Annotated in this window: 11 protein-coding genes; 5 read left to right on the plus strand and 6 right to left on the minus strand. The window is 56.3% G+C overall.

The features are described from left to right. Positions 1 to 93 precede the first annotated feature (93 nt). Entirely contained in the window at positions 94 to 1,035 is a 942-nt protein-coding gene (gene ispH / locus ACGY09_RS12960; RefSeq protein WP_397571827.1) for a 4-hydroxy-3-methylbut-2-enyl diphosphate reductase, read from the plus strand. A gap of 331 nt (positions 1,036 to 1,366) precedes the next feature. Beyond that, a complete protein-coding gene (gene ligD / locus ACGY09_RS12965) occupies positions 1,367 to 4,057 on the plus strand; it encodes a DNA ligase D (protein WP_397571828.1) in 2,691 nt (896 codons plus the stop codon). A 102-nt stretch (positions 4,058 to 4,159) separates the two neighbouring features. Here the strand turns inward: ligD and ACGY09_RS12970 are convergent, their stop codons facing one another. After that, complete coding sequence (locus tag ACGY09_RS12970; protein ID WP_397571829.1) at positions 4,160 to 5,038, minus strand: Ku protein; 879 nt, start codon at positions 5,036 to 5,038, stop codon at positions 4,160 to 4,162. 383 nt (positions 5,039 to 5,421) lie between these two features. On the opposite strand from ACGY09_RS12970, the gene lpxB reads away from it, so the two are divergent. Then, positions 5,422 to 6,585, plus strand: coding sequence for a lipid-A-disaccharide synthase (lpxB, locus tag ACGY09_RS12975; RefSeq protein ID WP_373649821.1), 1,164 nt, complete (start codon positions 5,422 to 5,424; stop codon positions 6,583 to 6,585). 80 nt (positions 6,586 to 6,665) lie between these two features. On the opposite strand, the gene ACGY09_RS12980 is transcribed toward lpxB, so the two are convergent. From ACGY09_RS12980 to ACGY09_RS12990, 3 genes are read right to left on the minus strand one after another with little or no spacing between them, the layout of a single operon-like run. Next, complete coding sequence (locus ACGY09_RS12980; RefSeq protein ID WP_397571830.1) at positions 6,666 to 8,141, minus strand: sigma 54-interacting transcriptional regulator; 1,476 nt, start codon at positions 8,139 to 8,141, stop codon at positions 6,666 to 6,668. A 9-nt stretch (positions 8,142 to 8,150) separates the two neighbouring features. After that, positions 8,151 to 8,564: an ATP-binding protein gene (locus ACGY09_RS12985; protein ID WP_397571831.1), complete on the minus strand. Its 414-nt coding sequence runs from the start codon at positions 8,562 to 8,564 to the stop codon at positions 8,151 to 8,153. Positions 8,565 to 8,570: 6 nt separating this feature from the next. Continuing rightward, complete coding sequence (locus ACGY09_RS12990; RefSeq protein WP_397571832.1) at positions 8,571 to 8,927, minus strand: STAS domain-containing protein; 357 nt, start codon at positions 8,925 to 8,927, stop codon at positions 8,571 to 8,573. Positions 8,928 to 9,544: 617 nt separating this feature from the next. On the opposite strand from ACGY09_RS12990, the gene ACGY09_RS12995 reads away from it, so the two are divergent. Further along, positions 9,545 to 10,870, plus strand: a complete 1,326-nt coding sequence (locus ACGY09_RS12995; protein ID WP_397571833.1) for an iron chelate uptake ABC transporter family permease subunit — start codon at positions 9,545 to 9,547, stop codon at positions 10,868 to 10,870. 130 nt (positions 10,871 to 11,000) lie between these two features. Continuing rightward, entirely contained in the window at positions 11,001 to 12,602 is a 1,602-nt protein-coding gene (locus tag ACGY09_RS13000) for an NAD(P)/FAD-dependent oxidoreductase (RefSeq protein ID WP_397571834.1), read from the plus strand. Positions 12,603 to 12,905: 303 nt separating this feature from the next. Here the strand turns inward: ACGY09_RS13000 and ACGY09_RS13005 are convergent, their stop codons facing one another. Together ACGY09_RS13005 and ACGY09_RS13010 are read right to left on the minus strand one after the other, a co-directional pair. Then, on the minus strand, positions 12,906 to 15,200 hold the full coding sequence (locus tag ACGY09_RS13005; RefSeq protein ID WP_397571835.1) for a bifunctional SulP family inorganic anion transporter/carbonic anhydrase: 2,295 nt from the start codon (positions 15,198 to 15,200) through the stop codon (positions 12,906 to 12,908). A gap of 435 nt (positions 15,201 to 15,635) precedes the next feature. Beyond that, entirely contained in the window at positions 15,636 to 15,824 is a 189-nt protein-coding gene (locus tag ACGY09_RS13010; RefSeq protein WP_373649814.1) for a hypothetical protein, read from the minus strand. Positions 15,825 to 15,858: the final 34 nt, after the last annotated feature.

Consider the following 15,858-nt stretch of genomic DNA (forward strand, 5'->3'; position numbering starts at 1 on the left):
TGACTCACGAAGCCTGCGAGCGCTCTCCTCAATCCCGATTCCGCTGCTAGAATCCGGGCGGGACCTGAATGAATTTCTGGAATTGGAATCTCGATGAAAATTCTTGTGGCGAATCCGCGTGGCTTTTGTGCCGGCGTGAATATGGCGATCGAATGTCTGGACGAAACAATTCGCATGTTCGGTTCGAACATCTACGTTTACCACGAGATCGTGCACAACAAGTACGTGGTCGAGCGATTTCAGAAGCAGGGAGTGACTTTCGTCAATTCTGTTTCCGAAGTTCCCAGCGGTTCACTGCTACTGTACTCGGCACACGGAGTGTCACCGGAAATCCGGGAACAATCCCGACAGCGTAAGTTGCAAACCATCGACGCCACTTGCCCCCTGGTAACGAAGGTCCATCTCGAAGCGATTAAATACGCGCGAGAGGGGTACCACATCATCCTGATCGGGCATGAGGGACATGACGAGGTCATCGGGACGATGGGTGAGGCCCCCGCCAGCATCACACTCATTGAAGAACCCGAAGACATTGAAAAGCTGTCCTTCCCACCCGACGCAAAGCTCGCTTACCTCACCCAGACGACGCTCAGCGTTGAAGAAGCGGGTCGGGTAATTTCGGCGCTCAAGCAGCGATTCCCCAAGATCGAGAGTCCCCCGAAGGAAGACATCTGCTACGCGACAACCAATCGCCAGGATGCTGTGAAACAACTCGCCCAACGTTCTGACATCGTGATCGTCGTGGGAAGCCAGAACAGCTCTAACAGTCGTCGACTTCAGGAAATCGGTGCGTTACTCGGGAAGCCCTCGCACCTGATCGATGGAGCTCAGGAATTGCAGCGCGAGTGGTTCCAGAACGTTTCGACGGTGCTGATCACGGCCGGGGCCAGCGCGCCGGAAGTCGTCGTTCAGGATTGCATCGGGTGGCTGAGCACCGAATTCGGCGCCACAGCAGAAGAGGTGACGACGCGGGAAGAACACGTCTCATTCCCACTTCCACGGGAACTGCGAGCCCTGCAAACCGCCAAGGCATGATGGAAGCAGCACCTGCCCGTCCCAAGTCTCAGCTGCTCAAGTCATTTATGATTGAGCGCCATTGAATCAGGCTGCGGCGGAAGAGAGATTCCGCGCAGCCACCTTTATTTTCTTGCCTGCGGCACCTTCCGGACTCCCGTGCCGGTGACTCTCCCTTCCAGGCAAATCTGAGTGGCCTCTGGCTGCCTGTGAGCATCGGGGTATGAGACCTGCTCACTCATTTTGGCAGGTCATACCAGATGGGGCAGCAGTGGGTGCGAACCGAACGGGTGCGTGCTCGCCGTCCGCTCCCTGGTCGCTCTCCATTCATATTGATCAGCGGGATCATTAGATGGGACTCACCGACTACCAGCGCAAGCGTCGATTCGACAAAACGCCGGAACCCCCGGCCCAAACCAAGGCGGGAAAAGGCTGGTCGTACGTCGTTCAGAAGCACGACGCATCGCACCTGCACTATGACTTCCGCCTGGAACTGGATGGAGTCCTGAAGAGCTGGGCAGTCCCAAAAGGGCCCTCTCTCGATACAACGGTGAAGCGCCTCGCCATTGAGGTCGAAGATCATCCCGTCGACTATGGCACGTTTGAGGGGACGATCCCCGAGGGGGAGTATGGAGGAGGCACCGTCCTCTTGTGGGATACGGGAAGCTGGGAACCGATCGGGGACCCGGAAGCTGGACTGCGGGAAGGCAAGCTGAAGTTCAATCTCAAAGGCAAGAAGCTGAAGGGGGGCTGGACTCTCGTCCGCACTCGCCGCAAGGGCAGCTCGTCTCAAAAGCCCCAATGGCTCCTCATCAAAGAACAGGATGCTCAGGCACGCTCCATGGACGACGGGGATATCCTGGAGGAACAACCTCTCAGCGTTTCGTCAAAACGCGATCTGGACACCATCGCTGCTGACGCCGACGCCGGAAAGAAAAAACAAACGACAAAGACGGCCGACATCCCCACATCACGAACTCGCTCAAGCAGTTCCCCCAAGTCGAGCAAATCAAAGCGAACTCAAGCTTCATCAATCCCCGAGCCCGACAAAATCAGCGTTCAACTGGCCACCCTGGTTGACGAAGCGCCAGAAGGGGATGAATGGTGCCACGAAATCAAATTTGATGGCTATCGAATCCTCTGCCACATTGATGATGGAACCAGTCGCTTTGTCACACGCAACCACAAAGACTGGACGGCGCGCCTTTCCGAACTGGCCAGACAGGCCGCTCATCTGAAGTGCGATCAGGCCATTCTCGACGGCGAGGTCGTCGCCATGAGTAGCGACGGGACGACCGATTTCCAATCGCTGCAGAACGCCTTCCGTGATCGGGGTACTGACCAGTTGCGCTACTACGTCTTCGACCTGCTGTATCTGGATGGAGAAGACCTGCGCGAGCAGCCGCTGCAAGAACGCAAACAGGCACTCCAGACGTTGCTGGAGTCCACATCCAGCCATCGATCCATCCAATACTCAGAGCCGATCATGGGGAGGGGGGATGTCTTCCTCAAACAAGCATGCAAACTCCATCTGGAAGGGATCATCTGCAAACGACTGGATCAGCCGTACCGTCCGGGACGTGGCACCGACTGGCTCAAGGTGAAGTGTCTAAAACAGGAAGAGTTCGTGATTGGTGGCTTCACGGACCCCTCCGGATCGCGAACCGGATTTGGCGCTCTGCTGGTTGGTTTTTATGACGACGAACAAAAACTGCACTACGCCGGTAAGGTGGGCACCGGCTTCGATGCAAAACTGCTGAAAGAACTTCATGCGAACATGAAGGAACTGGAAGTGTCAGATTCCCCGTTCGTTGATCTGCAGCGAAAAGTCGGCGATGCGAGGACGGCTCACTGGATCCAGCCGAAGCTGGTCGGACAGATCAAGTTCGCTGACAAAACTCGCGACATGCGATTGCGACACGCCTCCTTCCAGGGCCTGCGAGAGGATAAGCCACCACGCGACGTCGGCCAGGAAGTACCTGCCAAACTTGAGGAAGTGCTGACCAATCCCGTCCCCAGGAAAGCCACTCGCAAGAAGGAACCGGCACGATCGGCGGCAGCGACCCAGAAAACGTCCCGCAGCAAACGGGCTCAGAACAGCAAGAGTGCACCCGCAGAAGGTAACTCCGATTACGATCCGCAGTCAGAAATGTTTGCGGGGGTCCGTTTCACTCATCCTGAAAAAATCGTCTACCCGGAAGCTGAACTCACCAAACTGGACATCGCTCGTTATTACCGGGAAATCGCAGAATGGATCCTGCCACACGTCGTGCATCGCCCCATCGTGGTGGTGCGCTGCCCCGACGGGGCTGGCAAACAGTGCTTCTACCAGAAGCATCCCCAACCCGGCGCTCCAGAGAATCTGCGACAAATTCCAATCAAGGAAAGTACCGCGACAAAGAATTACGTGGTGGTGGACGATGTTGAGGGCTTACTGTCACTCGTCCAGATGGGAAGCCTCGAGATTCACACCTGGGGCAGTACCGAGGATCACCTCGAACGCCCTGATCGTCTGATTTTTGATCTCGATCCTGACGAGAATGTCTCTTGGGCGAAAGTCGTTGAGTCCGCGCGACAAATCCACGACTTTCTGCACGAACTCGGGTTAGCGAGTTTTATTAAAACAACAGGCGGCAAGGGCCTGCACATCGTCCTTCCGATTGAGCGTCGACATGAGTGGGACGAGGCGAAGGAGTTCTGCAAACGCGTGGCGGACGCGATCGTCGCAGCGGCTCCCGCCCACTTCACTTCGAACATGTCGAAGGCCGCCAGAAAGAACAAAATCTTTATCGACTACTTGCGAAACGCGCGCGGGGCAACGGCCGTCGCCCCCTATTCGACCAGAGCCAAAGAGAATGCCTTCGTTTCGATGCCACTGGAGTGGGAAGAAGTTTCCACGAAGATTACTTCGGACTACTTCACAATCAAGACAGCCCTGCAGCGGCTGGCCACACTGAAACGAGACCCCTGGCGGGAAATATCCAAAGTCCGCCAATCCCTCTCTGCCCCGAGCAAGAAACTGGATAAGGTCCTGCGGAACTAAAGGAGTGAAGGGTGGTGCAGGACGAGGGGCCGTCCCCCATTCATTGCCCAAGGCAAAGCAAGTTGCGGCTGTCGGTGCCAGACAGCCGCAGGCTCAAGTGCATCACGCAGACTTCGACTTCCGCTTCGCCGGGGTTTTCAGCCGAGTCGTTTTGGCGGGGGTCTTTTCCGCCATCACCTTGGTTTTTCTGGAATGGGATTTCGCCTGCTCCACGCTCTTTTTCAGGGCGTCCATCAGGTTGATCACATCCGGTTCTTCACTGGAAACAGATGTGACGATGTCGTCCCCCTTGATCTTCGACTCCACTAACTGGGCTACCCGCTCGGTATACTGGTCCGTAAACTGAGCCAGATCGATCTCATCCTGATAATAGGCCTCGAACAATGTCTTCGTCATTTTGACTTCGGCTGCAGAGACGCTGACCTTGGGAAGTTCGGACGCGAAGAGTCCCGGTTGTTTCACTTGCGCCGCCCCGCTGAGGACGGTCAGGACCAGTAATCCATCCAGCGGCCGGATCATGACGACTTCGTCCTTGCCATTGATGACCAGCCGCCCCACGGCGATTGAATTCTGACTGGCAAGACACTGTTCGATCACCGCGTAAGGCTTTTCCCCAACGCGTCCATCTGGAATCAGGTAGGACGATTTCTCGGTCAGGTACATCGGATCGATTGCCCCGACCGGAACGATCGCTTCCACGTTGACGGACTTTTCCTTGTCAGCCCGCAAGGCAGCCAGTTCGCTGCTGTCCATGACGACGTACTGCCCCTTGGCGTATTCGTAACCCGAGACGATCTCTTCTGATGGGACTGCCCCGTGCTTGGGGCAGGTTTTCACGTACTTGATGCGGCTATGGCATTTTTCATGGAGCTGATTGAAATGAATCTCACCTTCATCAGAACTGACCGCCGAGTACGCTTTGACCGGGACAGAAACGAGACTGAGCTTGAGATAGCCCTTCCAGCTGGATCGAAACGACATGATGTGTCCAGGAGTGGAGGTCAATGAAACATCCGTGGACGGGTTCAGGGCCTCCCAGGCTCCGAATCAGCAGAAAGCAAATTCAGCGCCGGGCACCGCGTTTTCGTTTCCGACATGACATTCGAATTCCTATGGGAATTCGGCCAGTGAGACATTGAGCGAAAACCCAACGATGTGCACAGCAGACGATCATCCGGAAATTGATTGTGAAAATCCCAGCGCAGGCGGGGATCTAAACTGCAAACCCTAAAACAGCTGACACACCCCGCGGCCCCCTCGGGCCTCGACGGCGGAACATTCCTCTTGACCAGATTTGCAATTTCTGAGAACCGTTCGATCTTTGCTGTGGTATCAACGACTCTCCAGAATGACGAATTCAGCCCATGCATATCTTCTTTTCTGTCGGTGAGCCGAGCGGCGACCAACATGCCGCACACCTGATCAAGGAATTGCAACGGCGGCGACCGGGCCTTCGAATTTCAGGATTTGGTGGTTCCGCGATGGAAGAAGCAGGGTGTCACCTGCTGTTTCCGTTAACATCGATGGCCGTCATGGGTATCGTGGCTGTCCTTCCGCTGATCTGGAAGTTCTATAAACTCGTCAAACAGGCAGAACAGTATTTTGCCCGTCACAAACCTGACGTCGTTGTGCTTGTCGACTTCCCTGGTTTCAACTGGTGGATCGCCCGCAAAGCCAAAGCAGCCGGGATTCCTGTCATCTACTACATGCCCCCCCAACTTTGGGCCTGGGGTTCGTGGCGAATCCGTCGCGTCCGCAAATACGTCGACCTTGTCCTTTCGGGCCTGACGTTTGAAACAGAGTGGTACGCCGAGAGGGGTATCCCGGTCATGTATGTCGGTCACCCGTTCTTCGATGAGGTTGCCGAACGCCAATTGGATCAGGTCTTCTGCCGGGAATGGTCCTCCACTGACAACCGCACGGTGGCGATCCTGCCGGGTTCCCGGCGGCAGGAAGTGCTTCGCTGCTGGCCGCTTCTGCTCAGCACGATCCAGCAGTTGCATGCTAAATTCCCCGATGTCAATTTCCTGGTTGCCAACTACAAAGACTCGCAGCGGCGCTACTGTGTTGAACAGTATCAAAAGCTGGAACAACCGCTTCCTCTGTCGTTTTTCGTGGGCAAGACGCCAGAAATTATCGAAATCGCCGATTGTGCCGTGATGGTGTCAGGGTCAGTCAGCCTTGAAATGCTGGCAAGACGAACACCGTTTGTCGCGATGTACCGGTCGAGCTGGCTGACCTACGTGGTCGGGTGCGTCGTCATTACTTGCAAGTACTGGTCGCTGCCCAATCTGATCGCAGGCCGAAAGATTATGCCCGAGCACTTCAGCGTTGGTGACCCGAAACCCGTCATCGCAAAGGTTGTGGATTCCGCCAGTCTGTGGCTCAGCGATCCCACCGCGCTCGCTGACGCCACGAAGGAACTCGAATCACTCCGAAGCCGAGTCCACACCACAGGTGCAACTCGCCGTACTGCCGACGTCATTCTGAGCTGGGTCGAGAAACCATCGGAATCGATCGCTGCCTGATCAAGCAATCGAGCAAATGAGCATCACCTGAGGTAGGGCATGTGCATCGATTCGATTCCGGCGGCTCGATCGAGATCTCGTCAGGGACCGTTCTCGAGGGGTTCAACAGGCCCCGTGTCTTCGAAGGTTTCCGGGATTGCCGCGGTGGGGATCTCGCTGGTGCCGACAGACGTCGTGTTATCGGAAGCTGCGGAATCCGCATCGACGATTCCTAATACTTCCATTCGACGATAGAGTCGGGGGCGAGTGATCCCCAGAAGCTCTGCTGCTTTCGCCTTATTGTCGCGGGCCGTCTTCAACGCCAATTCAATTTGCTCACGCTCGACCCTCATCAACAGAGGGTCTAACGGCTCGACACGAGTCGGCTGCCGCGGACCGATCGCCTGCCCGCTGACTCCGGCCCGAAATCGAAATGGCAAGTCAGCCGATTCGATCTTGAAGCCAGCGCATGTCTTGCGTGCCTCCCAGACAACGGTGCGAAGTTCGCCCACATTCCCCGGCCAGTTGTATCGCCGAAACCTCTCCCAGACCTCTTCGTCGATCTCCGTCACCTGCTGGGGTTCGTTCCGATTGCATTCCTCCAGGAAGTATTGCGCCAGCAACTCCATATCGTTCTCACGACTGCGCAAGGGTGGAACCGTGATGACCATCGGTGTCAGAGCATACACAAACTCTTCGAGATAATGCTCGGATTCGATGAGTGGTTCGAGTGGCTTGGACGCGGCTGCCATGACTCGTGGTGCGGAGGGATTCTCAGACTGGATCAGCCTCAAGACGCTGTACTGCAGATCGCGGGACAGCGTGTCGATCTGGTTGAGATAAAGGGTCCCCGGCAGAAATCCTGCGCCGGCATGCGAATCGAGAATCCGCTTAAAAGTCGACTCCAGGAGTTCAGCAGGCATCCTTCGGCAGTCCAGGGGTACGAACAGGTCGTCACTTCGCTCTCCCGCCGCATGAATGACGCGAGCCATATGTTCGCGACCCGTTCCTGTCTCACCGACAAACAGCAACGGCAAGGAGGAACGCTGTGCCAATTGCAGTTGATCGAAGACGCGTCGCATCCCCGCACATTGACCGATCAGTGCCCCCACCCCGACGTTCTTTCGCAACGAATTTCTCAGTAGGGCCAATTCCACGTGCAAGCGCTGCGTCGTGGAAACCGAACTCGCTGCAGAAGGGGTTGCTGCAGACTGGATAATCCCCAGCGCGGCCTGAACCCTGTTATCGGTATCTGTCAGAGGAAAGAAATGGATCTGGCTGGTGACGGGATCGAGTTCACGATGTGCCACGACGGCGGGCACGGTCACCGTGTCGCCTCGCCAGACATTGGCAGGGGGGGCCAGCGATGCCAGAAGAGCAGCCGCTGAGTGCGGGTCGGCTTCCGAGACGAACTCGCAAACCTGCCCCAGTACGGCGGAAGGGACCCACCCCGTCAGACGCTCGCAGCCCGTATTGAAAAAGACTAATCGCCGGTGCGCATTCAGCACGAACAATGCCACCGAGGTGTCTTTGAGCCACACTTCCAGGCGGCGAGTGGTTCGAACACGTCTGGCCATGGTAATTCGTCAAGAACCGTGCAGTTTCTCGAGCACGACCCTGTTGCCTTTTTCGCTGTATTCAATGCGTGTCATGAATTCCCGCATCAGCATCAGGCCGCGACCAGTGGGGCGCTCGAGATTTTCATCGGCGGTACAGTCGGGAACGTCTTCGGGCCGAAACCCGTCCCCTTCGTCCTCGATCTCGATGCGCACCCCGGCATCGCTTTTTCGGAAATCGATCCGAACTTTCTTTTCGGGGCTAAGCTGGTTCCCATGCTTGATCGCATTAGTCACCGCTTCGTCCACGGCCAGTCGGATACCGAACTGATCCCGAGTCGAGAATCCCGTCTGGCTGACAACCTCCATGATGCGCTCGACGATCGATTGCCCCGATTCGTAATCGCTCTGGATCACAACCTCGAACTGATCGCTATTTGGCACCACAGCTTAGAAACCTTCGAGAGCGTCTTCTTGCGTCGCCTTAATATCGAAGATTTTATTCAATCGAGTGATCTCGAAGACTTCGTAGATCTCTGGCCGGATGCTGCAAAGTCGGAGTTTCGACTTGGCGGCCTTGGCCTTCTTGTCCATCGTGATCAGTTTTCCCAGCGCGGCACTCGACAGGTACTCGACCAGGCTGAAGTCCAGCACGATCTTGCGGCGACCGTCTTCGTCGATCAGGGCGAATAAGTTGTTTCCGATCGCCTGAATATTGGCTTCATCAAGAATCTTCTTATCCACAAACTTGGCGACAGTGACATCACCAACTTCTTCGATATCAATTCGCCTTTGACCCGTTGACATAGTCAGTTCCCTGTCCGATTTCCGTCGCTCTGGATGATCATGGGCATCATCACAACTTACGATGTTTGCACTTCATTTGATCATCCGGCTTGCTCAAGGTGAAGTCAAGCCTGTCGTTCCCGATGGACGTTTGAACGATTCGTCAGCGCTGCGAACGGTTTCGCAGCGGCAGGATCCTTCCCTTTTCTGCGGGAATTGGAACGGAGTTAGGGGTGCGAAAGGCCCTTCGACGTTGCGCAAACGGCGCCCGAAGTAACCGACTCGTGCAACGACACCCACGCAGCAATGTTTCCTGATTTGGACGCAGCGATTCTGGTTAGACACGCGCCGGGACACACATCGGTAGACTTCGGAGTGAGAATCCGGCAAAACCCTGGGGAGTAATTTTTCCTGTCCCCATCAGCAAGTTCACTTCAACTTGGCTAGAATTCGGTCCGGATAACGGCCCCTTCACCGGCTTTGAGAGCACTTCTGTTTTTCGTCGCGGTCAGCGTTTGATAGAACGACGAACAGACGCAACTCAGTCGGCCTTCGTATCAGGAACGAGCTGGGCAATGTCCACCGGGATAAACGCGTTTCCTGCGATCGTTTTCTGCGATTAAGAGTAGTCATTCAAAATGTCGTATAACACCCGAATCGTCCTGCTGGGGACATTTCTGCTGGGAATGTGCAGCGGTGTCGTCGGCGCGTTTATGCTCCTGCGCAAGAAAGCGCTGGTCGGTGATGTCGCCAGCCATGCTGCACTGCCGGGAATCGGCATTTCGTACCTTGTCGTCGAAGCATTCTCCCCCGGAGCAGGCAAATCATTGCCGTGGCTCTTGTTCGGGGCGTCACTTTCCGCCACCGCGGGCGTGATGGTGACAAACCTCATTCAGAAGACTCGACTGATCAAAGAAGACGCCGCGCTGGGGATCGTCCTCAGTCTGTTTTTCGGTGCCGGAATCGTCCTGCTCACCATCATCCAGGGGATGAGGACAGGAAGCGCCGCCGGCCTGAGTGACTTCATTTTCGGAAAGGCCGCGTCGATGACCTCAATCGATGTGAGCCTCATTGCCGCGGCCAGCGCCATTGTGCTGCTCGTCTGTTTCGCCCTGTTCAAAGAATTTGCGGTCCTCAGTTTTGACGAAGAATACGCCGCCGCACTGGGATGGCCCGTTAAATTACTCGACCTGCTGCTGACAGGGCTGGTGGTCGGCGTGACGGTGATCGGAATGCAGAGTGTTGGACTGCTGCTTGTAGTCGCACTGCTGATTATTCCTCCCACGGCAGCCCGGTTCTGGAGTAATCGACTGGGGCCGATGGTGCTGATTGCAGGGGCGATTGGCGGGATCAGCTCTTCGATCGGCGTTCTGCTGAGCGCGTCCGTTAAACAATTGGCCGCTGGCCCCATCATTGTGCTGGTCGGCTCACTTGCCTTCGGACTCAGCCTGCTGTTCGGAACCGCGCGGGGCACTTACTGGCAGTTCTGGCGCCAGCGAACCGCCAGCCGACGCAAGGGACAACTCGACCTGCTTCGGGCCTGCTTTGAAGAACTGGAAGGGAGGTTCCCCCTTGGCGAAGCCGGGGCAACTCATCCAAATCAGGATGGCCCGGATCTGACAGCACTCCCGCTCACCCGCGACAGTCTGATTGCGGCGCGTGGCTGGTCCTCAGGTCGGGTAGACGAACTGCTGAAATCCGCCATTCAGGAAGGGTGGCTGCGACACGGTTCTGACGACCAATATCGCTTCACCAATTCGGGCGTCAGGCTTGCGGCCCGTGCGGTCCGGAATCATCGGTTGTGGGAACTCTATCTGATCCATTTTGCAGACATCGCTCCCAACCGGGTCGATCGCGAGGCTGATCTGATAGAACATGTGCTCGAACCGGGACTGGTCGAACAACTTGAGCGGTTGTTGAAGCACGATCGCTCGGGTGAGGTCCCCGTGAGTCCGCATCCCTGAACCTCGTGCAGCGCATCAACCGCGAACAGGAAGACGGTCCGCGAGAATTCTCTCCCTGCCGCTCCACCGATCGACCGTAGAATCGGCTATAATCCGATCTTTCATTCCGTCCTGAAACTGACTGAACCGTATGCCGATCCGTGTATCCAACCTGCGTCTTCCCGTCACAACCCCCGAAGCCGAACTTCCTCAGCACATCGCCGCCCGATTGGGGGTCCGCCTTGCAGATCTTGCCGCCTGGCGAATTCTGAAGAAAAGTCTGGATGCACGCTCGCACCGGGATCTGCAGTTCGTCTACACCATCGTGGTCGAGACCCCGCCGGACTGGGTCGCCCGTCCCGGTCGGGGTACCAATTCCGGCGATATCCAGGCTTACGAACCACAATCATTCGATGATGCGGTTCCGGGTTCAGACCCACTTGCAGAGCGGCCCGTCGTCGTCGGCTCAGGTCCTGCGGGGCTGCTGGCCGCCTACTACCTGGCGCTAAAGGGATACCGCCCGCTCATCATCGAACGAGGCGAGGCGGTCAAAAACCGTGTCCCCGTCGTACGCGCCTTTGACCGGGGGGAGGAATTTGATCGAGAGAACAATTATCTGTTCGGGGAAGGGGGAGCCGGGTGTTTCAGCGACGGCAAGCTGACCTGTCGGCTGGAAGGACCTGATGTCGACTGGGTCCTGAAGAGTTTCGTCGACTGCGGGGGGCGACCCTCCCTTATCTACGAAAATCGTCCGCACTTGGGAAGCAACAAGCTGCCCATGATCTGCCGTAACTATCGCAGAAAAATTGAGGCTCTGGGGGGCGAATACAAGTTCGGCTGTCGACTGGAAGGAATTGACATCCGTGACGGGCGCGTCGTCGGAATCAGCACTTCCTCGGGAAGTATTCCTTGCAGCCAGCTCATCCTGGGTATCGGACATAGCGCCCGGGACACGTACCAGATGCTGCACAAGCTGGGCGTCCCGCTGATGCAGAAGGCATTTCAGCTTGGCCTGCGGATCGAGCAGCCCCAATCACAGATTAATCACCACAAGTATGGCAGGCCGGAATACTTCGATATTCTGGGCGCCGCCGACTATTCGTTGCAGGCACGGGGTTCCAAAGATGTCTTCACGTTCTGCATGTGTGCGGGCGGAATCATCATGCCCAGCATCAGCGAACCGAACATGTTCTGTTCGAACGGCATGAGCAACTCCCGGCATGACACTCCCTTCGCCAACAGCGGAATCATGGTCACGCTCGATCCCGAGGAATTCGGTCATACTCATCCATTGGCGGGAGTCCACCTGCAGCAGCGGTTCGAGGCGATCGCCTATAAAGTGGGACAATCGAACTACCTCGCACCCATTCAGACGGCTGCGGATTTTCTCAAAGGCCGCGCACCGGATTCCTCTGCCAGGCTCGAGTGCTCGTACCAGCGGGGAGTACAACCCAGCCAGCTCGATCAGCTTTTGCCACCAGTCGTCGTCAAAGCGATTCGCAGCGGCCTACCGATCCTGGATAAGAAAATGCGAGGGAACTTTCTGAAGAATGCGATTCTGGTCGGCCCCGAAATGCGAGGGAGCTCACCAATTCGTATCGACCGACATCTTGAAACGCGGCAGTGCCCCAAAATCGCCGGCTTGTATCCGGTCGGAGAAGGAGCAGGCTATGCGGGCGGAATTGTCAGCGCGGCCGTCGACGGACTTCGAACCGCACGAGTCATCGTGCGGCAGTTCCAGCCGCTCCAGTGACGGTTCGAGAGCGATCTGTTCTTGATGAATCGAGACAGCCCGGACGACGAGATTCGTGGCAGCCGTCCGAGGTGACAGGCGTCAACGGATGAGGCATGCTCGTCAGATTCTTCGAGATCGACGTCTCACCGCCCGTGTGCAGTTGTGCTCGTAATTCATCCATCGCGTGAAGAAATGAGACCTTCACTACGCTACTTCCCTCAAAGCAGCGGGAGGAGAATTACGAGCACAGCGGCACACGGTATTGCTGTTGGGCAACATCTCGAGAAGCTTGCCTGACGGGCGGGGCCATTCAATAGAGGATCAGCCCGTCTTGGTCAGAGAGGCGCTCAGTGATGCCACGGAGCTGCGCTGGTCGACCGTCGATTCATCGTTAAGAAACTCGATTTTTCCTGTCGTGATATCGAACACAGCCCCCACCACGGCAACGCGGCCTTCTTCGACCAACCGCCGAATCGTCTCACTCTCTTCGACAATTCGCTTCACACACAGTTCGACGTTCCGAACGGCGACACTTTCAATGAGAGCCGGCTTCTCATCTTCGGTAGCTCGTTCCAGCACTTGCAAGGTCGGTGGGTCGATTGCCAACTGAATGTCATGGATAATCGATTCGAGGTGCTGACATCCGGTCACCTGCCCTGCATTCTGCCGCGCTTTAGCCAGATTGACAGCAGCGGTCACGGCGCCACAGCGAGTGTGCCCCAGCACAAGAATCAACTTTGAACCGGCCACGTTACAGCCGTACTCCAAGCTCCCCAGCACTTTTTGACTGGTTACGTGCCCGGCCATGCGCACACTAAAGATATCGCCAATCCCCAGATCGAGAATCAGTTCGGCCGGGGCGCGGGAATCAATACAGCTCAGCACCACCGCAATCGGGCTTTGCCCCTGTGACGTCGCATGAAGCTGACGGCCCAGGTCACGGGTTAATCGCTGACCGGTATAAAACCGTTCATTGCCCTCCTTCAGAATCCGCAGCACTTCCTGAGAAGTCAAATTCTCCTGAAGCTGACGAGTCGAGTAGTCCACAAACTGGATGTCGTCTTCGAGATGGTACTTCTTCCGGAACCCTCGCAGACTGACTTTGACTCCTCTATTGGACGCAACTCGTTCCTTGAAGTCACTGATCAGCGTCAATACGTCAGGGTCGATGTAGTCGGTGGACTCCGCATCCAGCAATACATGAGACCCTTCAGGCAGGTCTCGCAATATCTTCTCAAGCGCCCCTCGATTCAGAAAGCTGACCTGATTTGCGAGCACAATTCGCAGCACGTCACCCCCCAGATGCTTCTCCAGAATCCGTCTGAGCGGTTGCCGGAAATTGCTGTTGAGAATGAATCCAATGCTGACCGCCAGACCGATCAACACTCCTGTGACGAGGTCGGTCAATACAATGGCGACCAGAGTGGTCGCAAAGGGAATAAACTGATACCTCCCATCACTCCACATTTTGCGAATGAGCTGAAGAGTGATCAGCCGTAATCCTGTCATCAACAGGATCGCCGCCAGACAGGCCAGGGGGATCATGTTCAGATACGTCGGCAGCATCATGACGCAGAAGAGCATCAAGAAGCCATGAAAGATCGCAGACAGCTTGGTTTGAGCCCCTGCGTTGATATTGACCGAACTGCGGACAATGACCGAGGAAATCGGGATCCCGCCAATCAGCCCGAGGATGACATTCCCAACCCCCTGAGCGAGCAGTTCCCGGCTTGGAGGAGATACCCGGCGTTCGGGGTCCACCTTGTCAATCGCGTCAATATTTAGAAGCGTTTCCAGCGTGGTGATCATCGCAATCGTCAGACCGGCCTGGTAGATGGCGAGCTGATCCCACCGGGAAAAGTCCGGTGAATGGAGGAACTGAAACAGATCGCTAAACGACTGAGCAACCGGGACCTGTACCAGATGACTTTCCGCGATTAACCACGTGCCACCGATCTGGCGGAAGATCTGTACAGCAGCAACCCCGAACATCACGACAACAAGGGGAGGGGGGATACGCAGCCGCCGCAAGATTTTGGAGCGGTGCCAGAAGTTCAAGATCAGCAGCGAGACAAACCCAACAAAGGCGGCGCCGGGTTGGAACCCCGTGAACAGCTCGCCCAACTCAGAAAAGGTCGTCTGATCATCTGGCTGAATGAAGGACATATCTCCTTCGGGGTCTGTGTCGCGTCCCAGCACGTGAGGAATCTGCTTCAGAATCAGAATGACGCCAATGGCGGCAAGCAACCCCTGAATCACGCTAAAGGGGATAAAAGCAGCAATGAATCCCACGCGGAGCAGACCAAGGATGATCTGTATCACACCGCTGACGAGAATCGCCAGCAGCAACGCTTCGAAGGAACCGAGTTGGGCGAGAAGAGCAACGACGACCGCCGCGAGCGCGGGTGAGGGACCGCTTACACTGGTGTGTGAGCCGCTTAAAATCCCAACGATGGCGCCACCGACAATTCCTGCGAGCACGCCAGAAATCAACGGTGCATTGGACGCCATGGCCACGCCCAGGCAGAGTGGCAGCGCCACCAGAAACACGATGACGCCAGCCACTAAGTCTTTTTTGATTGAGTTCGCGTCCGCTCTTACTGTGATGTCACTCATTCAATAATTCCGACTCTTTCCTGCGTGGATTTTGCAGGCGACGGGAAATCCCTTCAATGAAACGGGCACAAAGCACCCCTTCCATCCAATCGCCACCGAACGTCAGCTCAGCCAAACAATACTTACAAATTCTTAATTTTTCAAGATGCAAGTTTTTGAACATGTTTGACGGGCTGCGCCGCGCTGTTCCCCATCTCGACGGGGAGGCGGAAACTCTGTGGGAGAAGGGGGCCTCTGCGGATTTGTGCAAGGGCAAGAATGTGATTTGCGCGAGCTGCGCTTTACGGCGATTGAGTAGCCGAAACGCTCAGGGTTCGCCATGAGAAAACCATGAACCTTCCTGCAGGCAGTCACTTTGATTCCCGCAGGCGATGAAATTCGCGCGAGATCCGGAGCGCGGAAGGGGTCGAAAATGTCGTTCTCTGGTTGCTGGGCCTAATTGGTCACCAGCGGCTCTTCAGGAGGGTGCTCTTGGGGAATCGGCTCTACTGGGCTGATCGGTGCAGGAGGCCGAGGATCCGTCAGCGGCGGAACCTCGGCAGGAAGCGGTGGTGGCAACGTATCTGGGGCGGGATTGGGAATTTCATTCGGCTCCCGCGGCGGAATTTCTCGCTGAGGTCCCATCGCGTTGACTCCCTTACTGTGGTGACTACGAAAC

The sequence above is a fragment of the Schlesneria sphaerica genome, assembly GCF_044336245.1.
GTDB lineage: Bacteria > Planctomycetota > Planctomycetia > Planctomycetales > Planctomycetaceae > Schlesneria > Schlesneria sphaerica.